Origin of the sequence: Exiguobacterium algae (assembly GCF_018617875.1) — a bacterium.
GTDB classification, from domain to species: Bacteria; Bacillota; Bacilli; order Exiguobacteriales; family Exiguobacteriaceae; genus Exiguobacterium; species Exiguobacterium algae.
Window position 1 is genome coordinate 1,012,180 of sequence record NZ_JACSKZ010000001.1, and the last position, 14,127, is coordinate 1,026,306.

Consider the following 14,127-nt stretch of genomic DNA (forward strand, 5'->3'; position numbering starts at 1 on the left):
TGAATTCACCCCTATTTCTTACGCATTCAACAATTCACGCTCGAGGCGTGTAAGTTTCGTTTCGATCGTGTCGTCGTACGTCGTGTATCCGACCTGGACACGTAGCCCACCGATGACTTCTTCATCGACGACGTTCTTCAATTGGAGCGTCTTCCCGAGCTTCTCTCCGAAGACGAGTTCGACGTCTTTCAAATCTGTTGCCGACAACGGGTAGGCGCTTGTGACAATACCCTCTGCAATCCCACGGTAGTCATTGATATAATCGCGGACGTAACGTGGCAATGCGCGAACCTCCGCCGCACGGTCGTTCTCGACCATGACTAGAAGTGTGTTTACGACAATCGCCGTCATATCACCAAAGCTGTCTTTTAAAAGCTGTGCAAGCTCGCTGTCACTGACTGCAGGATTCGTTAAGAGATCCATGAGTTCAGGAGTCGCGTGGAGCACTTCATCGAGCAGACGCACTTCCGCTTCGACTTGGTCGAGCGTGCCTTGTTCCCGCGCTAAGTCGAAGAGCGCTTTGGCATAGCGTTTTGCTAATGATGCGTTCATCAGTTCGCACCTTTCGCTTTAGACAGGAAGTCTGTGACGAGGGCACGTTGTTTCGCTTCATCGCCTTTAAGGTCAGATTGAAGGACGTGGCGTGCTGCCGAAAGCGCCTGTGTGACGACTTCGGTTTGAAGTGATTGTTTCGCAAGCTCGCGCTCACGCTCAATCGCTTTCTCTGCCTCGATTTTAATTTGTTCGGCTTCCAAACGCGCCTGCTCCACCAAGCGTGCTTGTTCCGCTTCTGCTTGTCGACGGCTTGCGTCGAGCATTTCTTTCGACTCTGTACGCGCCGCACTGAGTGCATCACGTTGTTCGACGACATAGTTTTCCGCATCTTTGCGGCTCTTTTCAGCGAGTTCAATCTCGTTCGCTACATACTCTTCACGCTGTCTCATCATTCCAAGGAGTGGTCCCCAAGCAAATTTCTTCAACAGGGCCAAGAGTACGAGGAATGTGAAAATTGTAAAGATCATATCCAGAATGCGGAGGCCTTCGCCGCCAGCACCAGCTGCAATCATCATCGTATCCATGCATACCCTCCTCTTGACTAAATAAGTGAGGGAGACGCGCTCCCTCTTATGCTATTCTCGTTAACTCGGAATCAAGAGTTGAGGAGAAGGAAACCGACAGCCACACCGATGATCGGGAGGGCCTCAACCAAACCGATACCGATGAACATTGTTTGACGAAGTTCGTTTTTGAGTTCTGGTTGACGTGCTTGTCCTTGTACTGTTCCGTATACGATCAAACCGTTACCGATACCAGCTGCGAGTGCTCCAAGACCGATAACAAGTGCTGTTGCGAGAAGATTAAGTTGTTCCATTGTGTATATTCCTCCTAAAAGTTAAGTAAATAATTTGTTTGTAACGCTTTGGCGAGATGTCCGAATCAATGTTCGGCCGAAGCTTTGTGCCCGATGTACACCATTGCAAGCGTCAGGAAAATGTAGGATTGGATAACCCCGATAAAGATTGAGAAACCTTGCCATAGAATCATTGGGAAGACCGCAAAGATGGCGCCGAGCGGGTTTAATGCCCCTTCGGCTGTAATCGCGAGTCCCAAGATGATGGTAATCATGATTTCACCGGCAAAGATGTTACCGTATAGACGCAAACCGAGCGTCAACGTGTTCGCAAACTCCTCGATCAACTTGATCGGAAGTAAGAACCAGACTGGTTTCACGTACTCCATCGAGTAGTGCTTCAATCCGTGCAGTTTCACCCCGTAGTAATGCGACATTGCAACGACGAGTGTCGACAACGCCAAGGTTACGTAAGGATCGGCTGTTGGAGAGTTGAACCACAGATAGTGTCCGGAAATGACGTTAAACGGTAGACCCATCAAGTTTGAGAAGAGAATGAACAAAATCAACGTCATCCCAAATCCGATAAAGCGTCCTCCTGTCTTCCAGTCCATCGCACTGGCGATGATTCCGCGTACGAACTCCGCGAAAAATTCCATGAAGTTTTGTTTGCCGGTCGGCTTCATTGCCAAACGTCTTGTCCCCCAGATGGCGAATACGAAGACGAGTAACGCTGCGACTAGCACTGTAATGACGTTCGTCCAGCTCCCGTATAACGTATAGTCCCCAAAGTGCAGAGAATATGTGGGAAACTCATGACCCATTAATATTCACCTCTTTTCCTGCTGAGCTGGGCAAGTGTGAACTCGCCAAATTGTATGATGTGGCCGGCGATTAGACCAGTTACCACCGCAATCACGGACACCCGATCTTCGTAAAGAAGACCGACTATCACTGCTAACGCACCGACCGCCATTCTTGAAACGGTCCCATGCGACTTTGGTCGTCGTCCATGCTCGATGACGTCATACATGCGAATGACGCTTCGATTCTGCATATGTAGAATGATGAGACTTCCGACCCCACCGATGAACAACCCTAAAAATACCGCTTTGTACACCGGGACGATGAACGCTCCGACTAGCAAAATCGAAAACCAGACGGTAAACCACTTTGTATAGCGCTTCATCAATTTCTTTTGTGCTTGTCTGTCTGCTTGAATCGTATTCATTCGTCCTCTCCTGTCAACAAACTCCGAAGGGTGAGAACTAACGCCGTGATTCCGAGAATCATCCCGATGATCACTGACATATTCCAACCAAACGTGCCCCAAAATTCACGTCTTTCGCCGTACTGACCGACGAGATAACCGATGACGATCGGTCCAGCAAGTGCTGTCGAGATTTGTGAAGCGAGTGAGGCATAGGACAGGTAACGATTGTCTTTTTTCGCCATCCCAGTCCCCCTTTCGCGCATCATGCGCTTTCACTTTCTTCACTGATTCACACTCGCGTGACCGTCAAAAGTCACACAAGTTCAGAGTAATAGAAATGGCATAAGAAGTCAATGAATTTCACAATTATAAAAGCGCTTTAAATCAAGTCATATCAATAGTTTTACGCACTTCATAAACTAAATTAAATGCGCTATTTTTAAAGAAAGTGTGAAAAAACATTGAAATAAAATTGTTGTTTTTATAACATTTCACAAAGCGAATCAGATGAAGAATAGTTCAGTTATACCTCCACGTTTTGGAAAAGACAATGAAATTCCGAGGACGTTCACAAAAGTGTACGCAATGTTCGATTGACTTCTTTTTGAAATCGTTTTCATCGTCCTGTACCAGTATAACGATTCTTTTTTTACTATGTCGAGTGATTTTGTCCATTTTCCAGTGAGGAAAATCATACACCATCTCACCTGTCTTTCACCCGTCTTCTCCTGCTCGTTTTACGCGGTTTATATTTAAATAAGAAGAGGGTTGTCGTTACCCAGTTTTATCTGCTTAAAATCCGCATGGGATTTTGTGTCTATTCTGTGTCTGTTGAGATTTTAATAATTACGTCTCGACATAAAAAGATGGAAGCCGCATTCGCGTCTTCCATCTCGTCTATTACTTCGTACCGAACAAACGGTCACCTGCGTCACCAAGACCTGGGACGATATAACCGTGGTCGTTTAATTTTTCATCAAGTGCCGCGAGATAAATCTCCACGTCCGGGTGCTCTGCTTGAACACGCTCGACACCTTCAGGAGCTGCACATAGGCATGCCAATTTGATTGATTTCGCTCCGTGCTTTTTCAATGAGGCGATTGCATCAGCTGCCGATCCGCCTGTCGCAAGCATCGGGTCCACGACGATGAAGTCACGCTCTGTGACGTCTGTCGGTAACTTGAGGTAGTACTCATGTGGCTCAAGTGTCTCCGGGTCACGATAAAGACCGATGTGACCGACCTTGACGTTTGGCATCATTTTGAGGAACCCATCCACCATACCGAGTCCTGCACGTAAAATAGGGACGATTCCCAATTTCTTGCCGGCAATCATCTTTTGTGTCGATGCGGCTACAGGTGTTTCGATTTCTACATCTGTGAGGGGTAGGCTGCGTGTGATTTCATAAGCCATCAATGAAGAAACTTCGTCAACGAGCTCGCGGAACTGCTTCGTCCCCGTCTCTACTTTGCGCATAATCGTCATTTTGTGCTGAATCAATGGATGGTCATAAACGTGTACTTTTCCCATCTTGTTTCACTCCTCTCTCAATCTCTCTCGAGCATTGTACCCTAACTCTTATGAGATGGGTAGAGTCAACTTCTATTTTCCAAAAGGTCAGACAAGCTCTTTTGGCGATTCACGACGCAATCCATGCGTCGTATTCTTCGACCGGGAGGACGTATGAGTACTTCGTTCGCTGATCGACCAAATAGATCAAGTCGTCAGCTGACAACCAGACGGTAAAGTGTTGTTCCGTCAATGCCTCATAAATCGTCAATTGTCCCTGGCGTTTTGCCGTCGAAGGTTTTTGCGCCGTTTCTACCTGTTTTAGAGATTGAAAGAGCTCCTCTGTCTTCGGCCCGTCTAACACCATTCCTTTTCCGTCAGACGAATAATAAGCAAGACGGGTCGTCCCGCTCGCCGGCGGGCGAGACATCTTGTTGACTACCGGTCGTCGGACATGCCCCCAAATTTCAAGGACCGTCCCATATGTCTTGGACAAGGATACGGACGACTCCCGTGCTATGTCGATGTCGACGGGGCGGTCTGAAAAGACGACCCGTCGCAATAGCTGACGATGGTCGCTCTTTAAGCTGACTTCCTCTTCTCTCGCATCGATTTTGATCCATTCTCCCATAAACAGATTCGGTAAGAGGACGCGACGGAGAGACCCGGCATTTCCAATTTGAAGCGCGATCCGATCATCCGCCCGCTTCGTCAAAAATACGTACCCTTCGTTGTTCCCACTCTCAAACGGGAGCAAACCCGGCTCAAGGATCGGATCAAGCGTACGCCCTCCCCGTATCGTCTCATACGTCACATAAAAAGAACCCGTGTCCGGCGTCACATAACGGTACGCAGAATCCGGAAGAATCGTCTCATGGGCGTCATTGATTCGGAATTGTCGCGCCACTTCCGCCACATCGGTCACTTTTTCGAACCGGAGTTCTGACGTCCCTTCGGTTTCTGTAAACCGTTCTGTCAGTGTCTCATACTCGTCAACCGGGTCAATTTTAAACGTTCGTTCCACAATTTCATTACTGTTCAGACAAGTGACGTAACGGTCGGCCCCGCTCGCCCAATATTTGATCGTCTTCTTCCCCAGGTCTTGATACAACGGATGATAAAAGACCGCTCTCGCAACCTCTGCCCGCCTTGTCGGCAAAATGTCAGTCGGTTCTTGTTCACAGTATGTAAGCAACTTCTGTTGCGTTTCTAAATCTAATGAGATGTCCGGTTCTTGTTCAATCGCATACGTGGCAAGCGGACGCAGATTGAGCGCGTTCGTTTCGTAAGACCCACATCCAGCCAACAACGAACAACAAACCAGGGACATCCAATACGGACGCATCGATTCCTCCACTCCATTCCCAATTAGGCGGAAACCACCTAATTTTTTCTTTTTCCATCATATCACACTCCTAATTTTATGAGGATTCCATAATCTTGGAACAGACAAAAAAGATGCCCTCGAAAAATCGAGAGCATCCTTTACTCATCATCTTCACTTTCTGAATCCGATTCAGACTCAGTGGAATCCTCCGAATCGCCATCTTCTTCTGTTTCACGGTCCACTTCCGTCACTTCGTCACGTTGGTTCAATTCCAGTTTGACCCGGTCCCCGACTCGCGGTGTGTCCTCGTCGATTTCATGCTTGGCAGCCAAGCGGTAAGTCGACTCTTTTCCGTTAAAACTAATTGTGACATCCTGCTCGTTCAATGCAACGAGTGTGCCATACAATTTGTAATCTTCACGATCCGGTGCCGTACTGTCGTCCGTTGAAGAAGCGGTAGCGTCTGAATCTGCGGAATCATCCGCTCCTCCATTCCCTGCCTGTTCACCCTCACTTTGATTCACCGATTGAGGCACAATGACAGTGTCCGTCTGATTGCCACTGACATACAACCCGATGCCGATCAATGCCATTACTGCGACAAGTGCCCCGACAATCCACCCTGCTCGTCTCATCATTGATCCCTCCTCGTTCCACCGACTCTACTTCTACTTGTTCATCGTACACAAAAGACGTTAGAGCACGGAGAAGGTTTCATGAGAGTTTGATGAGAGAACACGAACATTTCTTCATCTGATTACATAGAAAATACTGCCGTCTGGAACGTTCGGTTTGCAGCCTACCGTCCATCCGTTCACCTGCGCTACCTCCTCGGCGATGGACAGACCAAGACCGCTCCCACTCCGATCTCGTGCCTCGTCCAGACGATAAAACCGATGGAATACCTTCCTCCTCTGATCTTCATCCAGTACGGGACCGCAATCGCGTACTTGAATCTCGTGCGGTGTCATAAAAACTTCCGTTTCGGTCGCGTATTTCAAACTGTTGTCGATGAAAATCGTGAGCACCCGCTGCAACGACTCGCGATGACCCCACCATTCCCCTTCAGCTTCGATCGGGATGCGTTTCCCGTGAGCGTGATCAAACCGGTCCGCCAACTGCCTACCCAATTCCGTTAAGTCAATCGCCTCCTGTTCCATTTCCACGGAACTGAGACGGTTCAACTCAAGCATGGGCTCAATCAGGCTCTCCCGCATCCGTTTCGATTCGGATAAGATATGGTCAATCGCCTCATCTCGAACGGCCGGGTCGGTTTGGCCCCAGCGTTCAAGCAGTCTAGCATAACCCTCGATGACCGTGAGGGGCGTCTTCAGTTCATGGGAGACGTCTGCGACAAAACGGCGTTGTTGCACCATCGTCTCTTCTACCCGGGCAATCATATGGTTGAAGCCATGCGATAACGTGGTGATTTCGTCGTGACGCGCTTCCACCTCGAGCGTCTCCAATTTACCAGACTTCGTGATCCGTTCCATCGTGTCATGTAACTTGCGAAGCGGGTGTAGACCACGACGTAAAATCCACCATGTCCCAATGAACGTCAACAATACCGCGATCACAAACATGGCAAACAGTACCGTCGCCAACGTTCGTAACGTTCCGCTCACCGCCTCATCACGAAATCCAAAGGCGAGCCCATTCGTCGTCGCCATGACAAACCAATCGTCGATCAATGCGGGATCGTCATAATTAATGGGGAAGGTCGTTCCTGCTGGAACCTCTCCGCCCGTCACGACCCAGGAACCCCCTTCTTGGCGTTCGAGCACGACACTGTCCTCATGAAGTGACAGGACGGCATCTCGGTTTCGAACGTCTTCTTCTAATAAATTCAGTGCCTGCCGCAACACATCATACCGGGCACCGACAATTTCATGTCGCGCCATGAACCAGGTCGCACCAACCAAACTCGATAGCAACACAAACATGAAGATCGTCATCGCCCAGGCAATTTTAGTTCGTAACGTCATTTTTATTCACCACGTTTCAACATGTAGCCGACCCCTCGAACCGTTTGAATCCAGGATCCATTCAGCTTCTTTCGGACATAACGAACGTAGACATCGACGACGTTCGTCTCTCCAAAATAATCGAATCCCCATACCCGTTCGATCAGTTGATCCCGTGTCAGCACCCGTTCCGGATGTTCTAAAAAATAGACGAGCAAATCAAACTCCCGTCGCGTCAACTCGATTTTTTTACCATCACAGTGCACCTCGTGACGGTTGACATCGACCCTCAAGGTCTCGTACGTCAGGACGTGCTCCGTCCGATCCTGATGAACAAGACGACGCATTCGTAGAAACGCCCGGATTCGTAGAAACGCCCGGATTCGTGCCAACACCTCCTCGATTTCGAACGGCTTGGTGATGTAATCGTCCGCCCCAAGATCGAGCCCGCTGATCTTGTCGTACCGGTCACCTCGGGCGGTCACCAGCAGGACAGGCAGAAGCGGCTGCTCTTCTTTTACGCGTCGCACCACTTCCAATCCACTCATCTGGGGCAACATGATATCGAGCAAGACGAGATCGACCTCCCCCGAGACCGCCCGCTTCAATCCGGTCCGCCCGTCCTGTACGACTTCGACGTCGTACCCGGCATGGGTCAATTCAAGCTCCAACAGCCTTGCGATTTTTGAATCGTCTTCAACGACGAGGATGGTCTGCATCTCGCTCATCCTTTCTTGGCATCGCCAGACAAATCATCTGACGTATCGCTATCCTGTTCCCGAATTGAAATCTGTAAAAACGAAGGCCCTCTCCTGAGTTTTGTAAGCATACAAAAAGGCACCGCTCGCGCGGTACCTCCTATTCTTCCAGCACCGATTTCGCAATCGGCGCCCAATATGTCCCGTCCATTTCGGATACGGTTGTCAACGTGTCCCGATAAGCAGGGTCGCCCGCTTTCTTTTCGGCAATCCCTTTCATCCAGAGCACGTCCACTTTATAACCTGAATCCGGATAGCGCTTCACGTAATCCGCATAATCGGCGATTTCTGCCTGGTCCAGCTTATTGTCGACAAGAAGGCGGTAAAACGCCACGGCTTGTTCTTGCCCTTTTTTCGCTTGTCCATCAAGCAGACGATCTGCTTTCTCATACTGTTTGTCCTGCACCAATTGTTCGACTTCCGTGAGGGGAACGACAGCAACCTCTTCTTTCGTAGCGGCTGGCGCTTCCTCCTCCGTCTGTTCTTCCTCTTTCGCTTGGAGCTTCTCGTTCTCTTTCTCGAGACGCTCGACTTCTGCTTCGAGCTCCTCGAGCCGCTTCGCAAACGCCTCGTCTTCTGTCACCGTCTCCACTACCGGTTCTTCCTTAGCGGCAGGTGGGGCAACCGGCGGCTCTGTATCCGGCCAAAGCGCCAAACTGGCGCCCGCGATGGCGACCGCAAGCGGAAGACCGAGCCACTTTTTCTCGAACTTGAAGGCTTGTCTCCACTCTGACAGGTCTGCATGCTGCATGACTGCGGACGAGAACGAACGAAAGCGGCGTTTCGCCGCCTTCTTCCCGTTCGCTTTCACTTCGAGCGCGAGCCCGAGTCGATAGAATGCCGCCGGCACTTTCATTCCGAGAAGCGGGATGATGCGCTCGCTCGCCTCGTCATAATACCCATGGTCGAGGAGCGTCGTCACAACACCGAATTCGCTTGCGACGAGACGGAACGAAGGGTCATGTTCCCCTTTTCGGACCAACCATTCTGTCATGTCGAGAAGCGGTAATTCAGCAAGTTCTCGTTCTGCTAGTGTCCGTACGTCCATTGATTTACCCTCGTTCTGGATAGAGTGGGAACTTCGACGTCAGCGCACGCACATCTTGGAGCGCTTCTGCAAGGACCGACTCGTCTTCATGATTTTTCAAGACACGACCAATGAGGCGTGCCACTTCACGCATATCGTCTTCTTTGAACCCGCGTGTCGTCATCGCCGCCGTCCCGAGACGAATTCCGCTTGTGACGAACGGAGAGGCCGGGTCGAACGGAATCGTGTTTTTATTCACCGTGATTCCGGCTTCATCGAGCGCGTGCTCTGCCGCTTTACCCGAAATCTCGATGCCGCGAAGGTCGACGAGGAGAAGGTGGTTGTCCGTCCCGCCAGAAACGATGCGGAGCCCTTCTTCTTCCAATCCTTCCGCAAGCACCTGAGCGTTGGTGATGACCTGACGTTGGTAATCTTTGAACTCCGGCTGGAGCGCTTCACCGAATGCGACCGCTTTTGCAGCGATGACGTGCATGAGCGGACCGCCCTGGATACCAGGGAAGATCGACTTGTCGATTGCTTTTGCGAACTCTTCTTTACAGAGGATCATCCCGCCACGTGGACCACGGAGGGTTTTGTGGGTCGTCGTCGTCACGAAGTGCGCGTGCTCGACAGGGTTCGGATGGAGTCCTGCCGCGACGAGTCCGGCGATATGAGCCATATCGACCATGAGATATGCCCCGACGCTATCTGCAATCTCACGGAATTTCGCGAAGTCGATCGTACGTGGATAAGCCGAAGCCCCTGCCACGATCAATTTAGGTTGATGCTCTTTCGCGAGTGCGGCGACGACGTCATAGTCGATGTGTTCTGTCTCTTTGTCCACACCATATTCAACGAAGTTATATTGCACGCCCGAGAAGTTGACCGGACTTCCGTGCGTCAAGTGTCCACCGTGCGACAAGTTCATCCCGAGAACCGTGTCTCCTGCTTCGAGCACCGTGAAATAGACCGCCATGTTCGCCTGTGCACCCGAGTGCGGTTGTACGTTTGCGTGTTCTGCACCGAACAACGCCTTCGCACGGTCGCGCGCCAAGTTTTCCGCGACGTCGACAAATTCACAGCCCCCGTAATAACGGCGTCCTGGATAGCCTTCCGCGTATTTGTTCGTCAATACGCCACCTTGTGCTTCCATGACCGCCTCGGAGACAAAGTTCTCTGAAGCGATGAGTTCGATGTTGTCACGTTGACGTCCGAGCTCTTGTTGCATCGCCTCGAACAATTCCGCATCCTGCACTTTTAACTTCGTCGTGTTTACCATGTGGAAACCCCCTCTAATTGTCTAAAAATCAACACCCCCATCGTACCACACGCTCGTTTTTTTGGGTATCGCAATAATCTGTCTGAAAGTCGGGTATGATTAGAGAAGATGTGACCCAAAGGAGGATTTATATGATTCAAACGAAGCAAATCACCATCACCCCATTCGATCGCGATCGGACCATCCGAATCTATACTCCGGCCGATTACGAGACGTCGGACAAACGCTATCCCGTCCTCTACATGCACGACGGTCAGAACTGTTTTGACGATGCGGACGCGAGCTACAACATGAGTTGGCGTGTCGGAGAATATTTGGACGCCTCAAAACGAGATTTGATTGTTGTCGCCATCGACAGCGCCCCGGGCGAAAAACGGCTCGATGAATACGGACCGTGGGAGAATCCATATATCGGTGAGAGCCTTCTCGGGCAAGACATCGTGCTCGGTGGCGAAGGTTCCGCCTACATTGAATATATTGCCCAGGAGTTAAAGCCGCAGATCGATGCGGACTACCGGACGCTCCCTGACGAGACAGCGATGATTGGAAGCTCGATGGGCGGCCTCATTTCTGTATATGCCGCTACGGTCTATCCGGAAATCTTCAAACGAATCGCTTCGCTGTCTTCGGCGTTTTGGTTCAACCAGACCGAACTGGAACAGTTCATCGAGGCGAACGACTTAAAAGGCGTCGAGCGGATGTATTTGGACGTCGGGGAAAAAGAAGTCGAGGAACCGATGGAGAACGGCCCGACGAACGAGATGTACCGTGAGTCGAGCGAACGTATATACAACCTCCTCAAAGACAAAGTGGAGCACATCCGCTTCGAGGTCATCGAAGAAGGCGTGCACAACGAGCTCGCCTGGCGTGAGCGTTTCCCGATGGTCGTGTCGTATTTGTTTGGGGAAGAGTTATAAAAATGAGGCAAGTGTCCATCGTTGACACTTGCCTCATTTTATTTTAAGTTGTATATACAAACGTTGAAGGAAGGAGGATTCGATGGAACCTATTCAAGAAGAAGATGACATTTTGATGTATTGTCTTTACTTCACGGCCAGTCGATTCGCACGCAACATTTCAAAGCTTGCCGACGAGGCAATTGATGGCGAATTGGCCCCGTCTTACTATTATTTGATGCTCGTCGTGCATTTCCATCCTGGGATCACCCAAAAGGAATTGAGCGAACGCTTATCACTCGCGCCTTCAACGAGTACGCGTTTCCTCGATAAATTAGAGAAGTCAGGCTTGATTCAACGCGAGGTGATTGGCAAACAATCGCACATTACGTTGACGTCATCCGGAGAAGAAACTTATACAGAATTCCGCCAATCATTGAAGACGTTATTTGCGAACTATGCCTCAATTCTCGGGAAAGAAGAAAGCGAACTTCTCAGTAAGACCTTGCACGAGGCAAATGAACAACTCGAAAAAAAATAAAAAATTTACACTTTCATGTGTATATACAACTATCAAGGAGGACATCATCATGTCATTGAAAACAGCAGTCATCATCGGAGCAGGACCAGGAATCGGACTCCATACCGCAGAACAATTTGCTAAAAACGGCTACCAAGTCGCACTTCTCGCCCGAAATGCCGATCGATTAGCAGACTATGAAACACAACTCAGTCAAAAAGGATATACGGCAAAAGGATTCGAGGTCGATACACGTTCAGAAGCAGATTTACAAATGGTGATGGATCAAATCCATCACACATTCGGTTCGATTGATGCTGTCGTCTACAACGCTGTGGCCGCGACACCAGGTCGTCCGACCACCCTCTCTTCTGCGGACGTCATCCGCGACTTCGAAGTGAACGTACTCGGTGCATTGATAAGCGCACGTTTTGCCGCTCCATATATGGACGGCGGATCGATTTTATTGACGGGTGGTGGCCTCGCCCTCTATCCATCGGCAGACTATGCGTCACTCGCCATCGGAAAAGCCGCACTTCGTAATCTCGCTTACAGCCTTCACGAAGAGCTGGCCGACTCGTCGGTTTACGTCGGGACGTTGACCATCAAAGGGTTCGTACAAGAGGGTACTTATTTCGCACCGGAACGCATCGCGGAAGCGTTATATGACATGCATGTCCAGCAAACCGAAGTCGAGCGCATGTACGAGGAAGACCAAGCATGAGCACACTCGTCATCCTCGCCCATCCAAACTTAGAAACGTCTCGTGTCAATAAAACATGGAAAGAGGTTCTTGAACAACTGGATGATGTGACTGTTCATGACCTATATGCGGTATACCCTGACTTCAACATTGATGTGGAGCGCGAGCAGCAACTGCTTCTGTCTCATGACCGAATTGTGTTTCAATTCCCGTTCTATTGGTACAGCAGCCCGGCCATTTTAAAAGAATGGCAAGATGTCGTCCTCTCCTATGGATGGGCTTACGGACAATCGGGTACACAATTACATGGGAAAGAATTTTTACTGGCCGTCTCAACCGGTGGTCCCGCTGAGGCCTATCAACCGGATGGGTACAACCGTTTCACGATGGAGGAGTTGTTGTCACCGTTTCACGCGATGGCAAATCTGACAGGCATGACATATCTTCCTCCCTATATCGAGGGCGGTGTACGTTCATTGTCAGATGAAGCTTTACAAGCGAGTGCCATGCGTCTTGCCAACTATGTCGTTACATTACCTGTATGAAAACAGAAAAAAGCATCGCATTCGGTCGGCAAACCTGAATGCGATGCCTTTTTATTTGGTTGGATATTGAGCACGCGGCCCACCAATCAGTTTCGGTCTGGTGACGGCGAACGTGACGTACGCTTCGCCGAGGTACTTGGTTGACAACCGGACCGGGATGGCAACCGGTTTTAAGTGCATTCCAATCAGTGTCGAACCGATATCGATTCCCGCATCCGCCTGGATGGATTCGACGACACATGGCGAATCAAAGCTTGCATACGCCTTCTCCGCCATTGCCCCTCCCGCAGAACGGACCGGGACGACCGTCACTTCCGGTAGTCCGAATTGTTTGAGTGTCCGGCGCTCCACCGTGAGCGCCCGATTAATATGCTCACATCCTTGAAACGCCAGGTGGACCCCTGTTCGATCACGGAATTCGAGGAACGCCTCGATAAACTCGGCGGCGACATCGATTGAGCCTGCCTTTCCAATCGTCTTCCCGAGCACTTCGCTCGTCGAACAGCCGATGACGAGAATTTTGTCCTCATTTAACGGAAAACGTTCGTGCAACTCCGTCAATAATCCCAAAAGCTCCGTCTTCATCGGACTCACTTCGATTCGTAGGCGCTCATCTTGTCGACACGGTTTGAGTGACGACCACCTTCGAAGTCTGTCTCCAGCCATGTCGCTACCAAGTCAACTGCGAGACCTGGTCCGATGACACGCTCACCCATCGTCATGATGTTTGAATCGTTATGCTGACGTGTCGCTTTCGCGCTGAACGAGTCATGAACGAGCGCGGCACGAATCCCTTTGACTTTGTTGGCTGCGATGCCAATCCCGATTCCTGTTCCACAAATCAAAATACCACGGTCGAATTCGCCAGCTGCGACAGCTTCCGCTACAGGGATTGCCACATCCGGGTAGTCGATTGAGTCCGCCGAATGCGTCCCGAAATCTTTATATTCGTGACCAAGTTCTTCAAGTAATGTCACGATCTCTTTTTTCAAGTTGAAGCCGCCATGGTCGGCGCCAATTGCAATTTTCATTCGT

General features: G+C 50.2%; 19 protein-coding genes. 4 read left to right on the top strand and 15 right to left on the bottom strand.

Annotation, left to right across the window (positions count from 1 at the left end; all coding sequences use genetic code 11):
• Positions 1 to 18 precede the first annotated feature (18 nt).
• The 13 genes from KNP03_RS05040 to glyA form a co-directional block, all read right to left on the bottom strand.
• Positions 19 to 552, bottom strand: coding sequence for a F0F1 ATP synthase subunit delta (locus KNP03_RS05040; RefSeq protein ID WP_214826059.1), 534 nt, complete (start codon positions 550 to 552; stop codon positions 19 to 21).
• Positions 552 to 1,079 (bottom strand): F0F1 ATP synthase subunit B, encoded by a 528-nt coding sequence (gene atpF, locus KNP03_RS05045; protein ID WP_074035884.1) that lies wholly within the window; start codon positions 1,077 to 1,079, stop codon positions 552 to 554. The genes KNP03_RS05040 and atpF overlap by 1 nt, the downstream gene beginning before the upstream one ends.
• A gap of 71 nt (positions 1,080 to 1,150) precedes the next feature.
• Positions 1,151 to 1,372 (bottom strand): F0F1 ATP synthase subunit C, encoded by a 222-nt coding sequence (atpE, locus tag KNP03_RS05050; protein ID WP_012727360.1) that lies wholly within the window; start codon positions 1,370 to 1,372, stop codon positions 1,151 to 1,153.
• Positions 1,373 to 1,437: 65 nt separating this feature from the next.
• Positions 1,438 to 2,175: a F0F1 ATP synthase subunit A gene (atpB, locus tag KNP03_RS05055; RefSeq protein WP_214826061.1), complete on the bottom strand. Its 738-nt coding sequence runs from the start codon at positions 2,173 to 2,175 to the stop codon at positions 1,438 to 1,440.
• Complete coding sequence (locus KNP03_RS05060) at positions 2,175 to 2,582, bottom strand: ATP synthase subunit I (protein WP_214826063.1); 408 nt, start codon at positions 2,580 to 2,582, stop codon at positions 2,175 to 2,177. Before KNP03_RS05060 ends, atpB begins: the two co-directional genes overlap by 1 nt.
• On the bottom strand, positions 2,579 to 2,806 hold the full coding sequence (locus KNP03_RS05065) for an AtpZ/AtpI family protein (RefSeq protein WP_214826065.1): 228 nt from the start codon (positions 2,804 to 2,806) through the stop codon (positions 2,579 to 2,581). Before KNP03_RS05065 ends, KNP03_RS05060 begins: the two co-directional genes overlap by 4 nt.
• Positions 2,807 to 3,464: 658 nt before the next feature.
• Positions 3,465 to 4,094 carry a uracil phosphoribosyltransferase gene (upp, locus tag KNP03_RS05070; protein WP_214826067.1) on the bottom strand — a complete coding sequence of 210 codons (630 nt, stop codon included), beginning with the start codon at positions 4,092 to 4,094 and terminating at the stop codon, positions 3,465 to 3,467.
• Positions 4,095 to 4,203: 109 nt separating this feature from the next.
• Positions 4,204 to 5,418, bottom strand: coding sequence for a hypothetical protein (locus KNP03_RS05075; RefSeq protein ID WP_214826069.1), 1,215 nt, complete (start codon positions 5,416 to 5,418; stop codon positions 4,204 to 4,206).
• A gap of 140 nt (positions 5,419 to 5,558) precedes the next feature.
• Positions 5,559 to 6,035, bottom strand: coding sequence for a hypothetical protein (locus tag KNP03_RS05080; RefSeq protein ID WP_214826071.1), 477 nt, complete (start codon positions 6,033 to 6,035; stop codon positions 5,559 to 5,561).
• Positions 6,036 to 6,149: 114 nt separating this feature from the next.
• Positions 6,150 to 7,385 (bottom strand): sensor histidine kinase, encoded by a 1,236-nt coding sequence (locus KNP03_RS05085; RefSeq protein ID WP_214826073.1) that lies wholly within the window; start codon positions 7,383 to 7,385, stop codon positions 6,150 to 6,152.
• A gap of 2 nt (positions 7,386 to 7,387) precedes the next feature.
• Positions 7,388 to 8,083: a response regulator transcription factor gene (locus KNP03_RS05090; protein ID WP_214826075.1), complete on the bottom strand. Its 696-nt coding sequence runs from the start codon at positions 8,081 to 8,083 to the stop codon at positions 7,388 to 7,390.
• 139 nt (positions 8,084 to 8,222) lie between these two features.
• A complete protein-coding gene (locus tag KNP03_RS05095) occupies positions 8,223 to 9,170 on the bottom strand; it encodes a hypothetical protein (RefSeq protein WP_214826077.1) in 948 nt (315 codons plus the stop codon).
• A gap of 4 nt (positions 9,171 to 9,174) precedes the next feature.
• Complete coding sequence (gene glyA, locus KNP03_RS05100; RefSeq protein ID WP_214826079.1) at positions 9,175 to 10,428, bottom strand: serine hydroxymethyltransferase; 1,254 nt, start codon at positions 10,426 to 10,428, stop codon at positions 9,175 to 9,177.
• A gap of 131 nt (positions 10,429 to 10,559) precedes the next feature.
• On the opposite strand from glyA, the gene KNP03_RS05105 reads away from it, so the two are divergent.
• The 4 genes from KNP03_RS05105 (at position 10,560) to KNP03_RS05120 (ending at position 13,092) form a co-directional block, all read left to right on the top strand.
• Positions 10,560 to 11,345, top strand: coding sequence for an alpha/beta hydrolase (locus KNP03_RS05105; RefSeq protein ID WP_214826081.1), 786 nt, complete (start codon positions 10,560 to 10,562; stop codon positions 11,343 to 11,345).
• 82 nt (positions 11,346 to 11,427) lie between these two features.
• On the top strand, positions 11,428 to 11,865 hold the full coding sequence (locus tag KNP03_RS05110) for a MarR family winged helix-turn-helix transcriptional regulator (RefSeq protein WP_214826088.1): 438 nt from the start codon (positions 11,428 to 11,430) through the stop codon (positions 11,863 to 11,865).
• A gap of 49 nt (positions 11,866 to 11,914) precedes the next feature.
• A complete protein-coding gene (locus KNP03_RS05115; RefSeq protein WP_214826090.1) occupies positions 11,915 to 12,568 on the top strand; it encodes an SDR family NAD(P)-dependent oxidoreductase in 654 nt (217 codons plus the stop codon).
• Entirely contained in the window at positions 12,565 to 13,092 is a 528-nt protein-coding gene (locus KNP03_RS05120) for an NAD(P)H-dependent oxidoreductase (protein ID WP_214826091.1), read from the top strand. The genes KNP03_RS05115 and KNP03_RS05120 overlap by 4 nt, the downstream gene beginning before the upstream one ends.
• A gap of 51 nt (positions 13,093 to 13,143) precedes the next feature.
• Here the strand turns inward: KNP03_RS05120 and KNP03_RS05125 are convergent, their stop codons facing one another.
• Both KNP03_RS05125 and rpiB read right to left on the bottom strand, forming a co-directional pair.
• On the bottom strand, positions 13,144 to 13,686 hold the full coding sequence (locus tag KNP03_RS05125) for a TIGR01440 family protein (RefSeq protein ID WP_420827877.1): 543 nt from the start codon (positions 13,684 to 13,686) through the stop codon (positions 13,144 to 13,146).
• On the bottom strand, positions 13,683 to 14,123 hold the full coding sequence (gene rpiB, locus KNP03_RS05130) for a ribose 5-phosphate isomerase B (protein ID WP_214826095.1): 441 nt from the start codon (positions 14,121 to 14,123) through the stop codon (positions 13,683 to 13,685). The genes KNP03_RS05125 and rpiB overlap by 4 nt, the downstream gene beginning before the upstream one ends.
• Positions 14,124 to 14,127 lie beyond the last annotated feature (4 nt).

Excerpts from the sequence above, each read along its gene's own strand:
- KNP03_RS05120 (WP_214826091.1), top strand. The coding sequence starts at position 12,565 with ATGAGCACACTCGTCATCCTCGCCCATCCAAACTTAGAAACGTCTCGT.
- KNP03_RS05115 (WP_214826090.1), top strand. The coding sequence starts at position 11,915 with ATGTCATTGAAAACAGCAGTCATCATCGGAGCAGGACCAGGAATCGGA.
- glyA (WP_214826079.1), bottom strand. The coding sequence starts at position 10,428 with ATGGTAAACACGACGAAGTTAAAAGTGCAGGATGCGGAATTGTTCGAG.
- rpiB (WP_214826095.1), bottom strand. The coding sequence starts at position 14,123 with ATGAAAATTGCAATTGGCGCCGACCATGGCGGCTTCAACTTGAAAAAA.
- atpE (WP_012727360.1), bottom strand. The coding sequence starts at position 1,372 with ATGGAACAACTTAATCTTCTCGCAACAGCACTTGTTATCGGTCTTGGA.
- KNP03_RS05060 (WP_214826063.1), bottom strand. The coding sequence starts at position 2,582 with ATGAATACGATTCAAGCAGACAGACAAGCACAAAAGAAATTGATGAAG.
- KNP03_RS05090 (WP_214826075.1), bottom strand. The coding sequence starts at position 8,083 with ATGCAGACCATCCTCGTCGTTGAAGACGATTCAAAAATCGCAAGGCTG.
- KNP03_RS05075 (WP_214826069.1), bottom strand. The coding sequence starts at position 5,418 with ATGCGTCCGTATTGGATGTCCCTGGTTTGTTGTTCGTTGTTGGCTGGA.
- atpF (WP_074035884.1), bottom strand. The coding sequence starts at position 1,079 with ATGGATACGATGATGATTGCAGCTGGTGCTGGCGGCGAAGGCCTCCGC.
- KNP03_RS05085 (WP_214826073.1), bottom strand. The coding sequence starts at position 7,385 with ATGACGTTACGAACTAAAATTGCCTGGGCGATGACGATCTTCATGTTT.
- KNP03_RS05095 (WP_214826077.1), bottom strand. The coding sequence starts at position 9,170 with ATGGACGTACGGACACTAGCAGAACGAGAACTTGCTGAATTACCGCTT.
- KNP03_RS05080 (WP_214826071.1), bottom strand. The coding sequence starts at position 6,035 with ATGAGACGAGCAGGGTGGATTGTCGGGGCACTTGTCGCAGTAATGGCA.
- KNP03_RS05065 (WP_214826065.1), bottom strand. The coding sequence starts at position 2,806 with ATGGCGAAAAAAGACAATCGTTACCTGTCCTATGCCTCACTCGCTTCA.
- upp (WP_214826067.1), bottom strand. The coding sequence starts at position 4,094 with ATGGGAAAAGTACACGTTTATGACCATCCATTGATTCAGCACAAAATG.
- KNP03_RS05110 (WP_214826088.1), top strand. The coding sequence starts at position 11,428 with ATGGAACCTATTCAAGAAGAAGATGACATTTTGATGTATTGTCTTTAC.
- KNP03_RS05040 (WP_214826059.1), bottom strand. The coding sequence starts at position 552 with ATGAACGCATCATTAGCAAAACGCTATGCCAAAGCGCTCTTCGACTTA.
- atpB (WP_214826061.1), bottom strand. The coding sequence starts at position 2,175 with ATGGGTCATGAGTTTCCCACATATTCTCTGCACTTTGGGGACTATACG.
- KNP03_RS05105 (WP_214826081.1), top strand. The coding sequence starts at position 10,560 with ATGATTCAAACGAAGCAAATCACCATCACCCCATTCGATCGCGATCGG.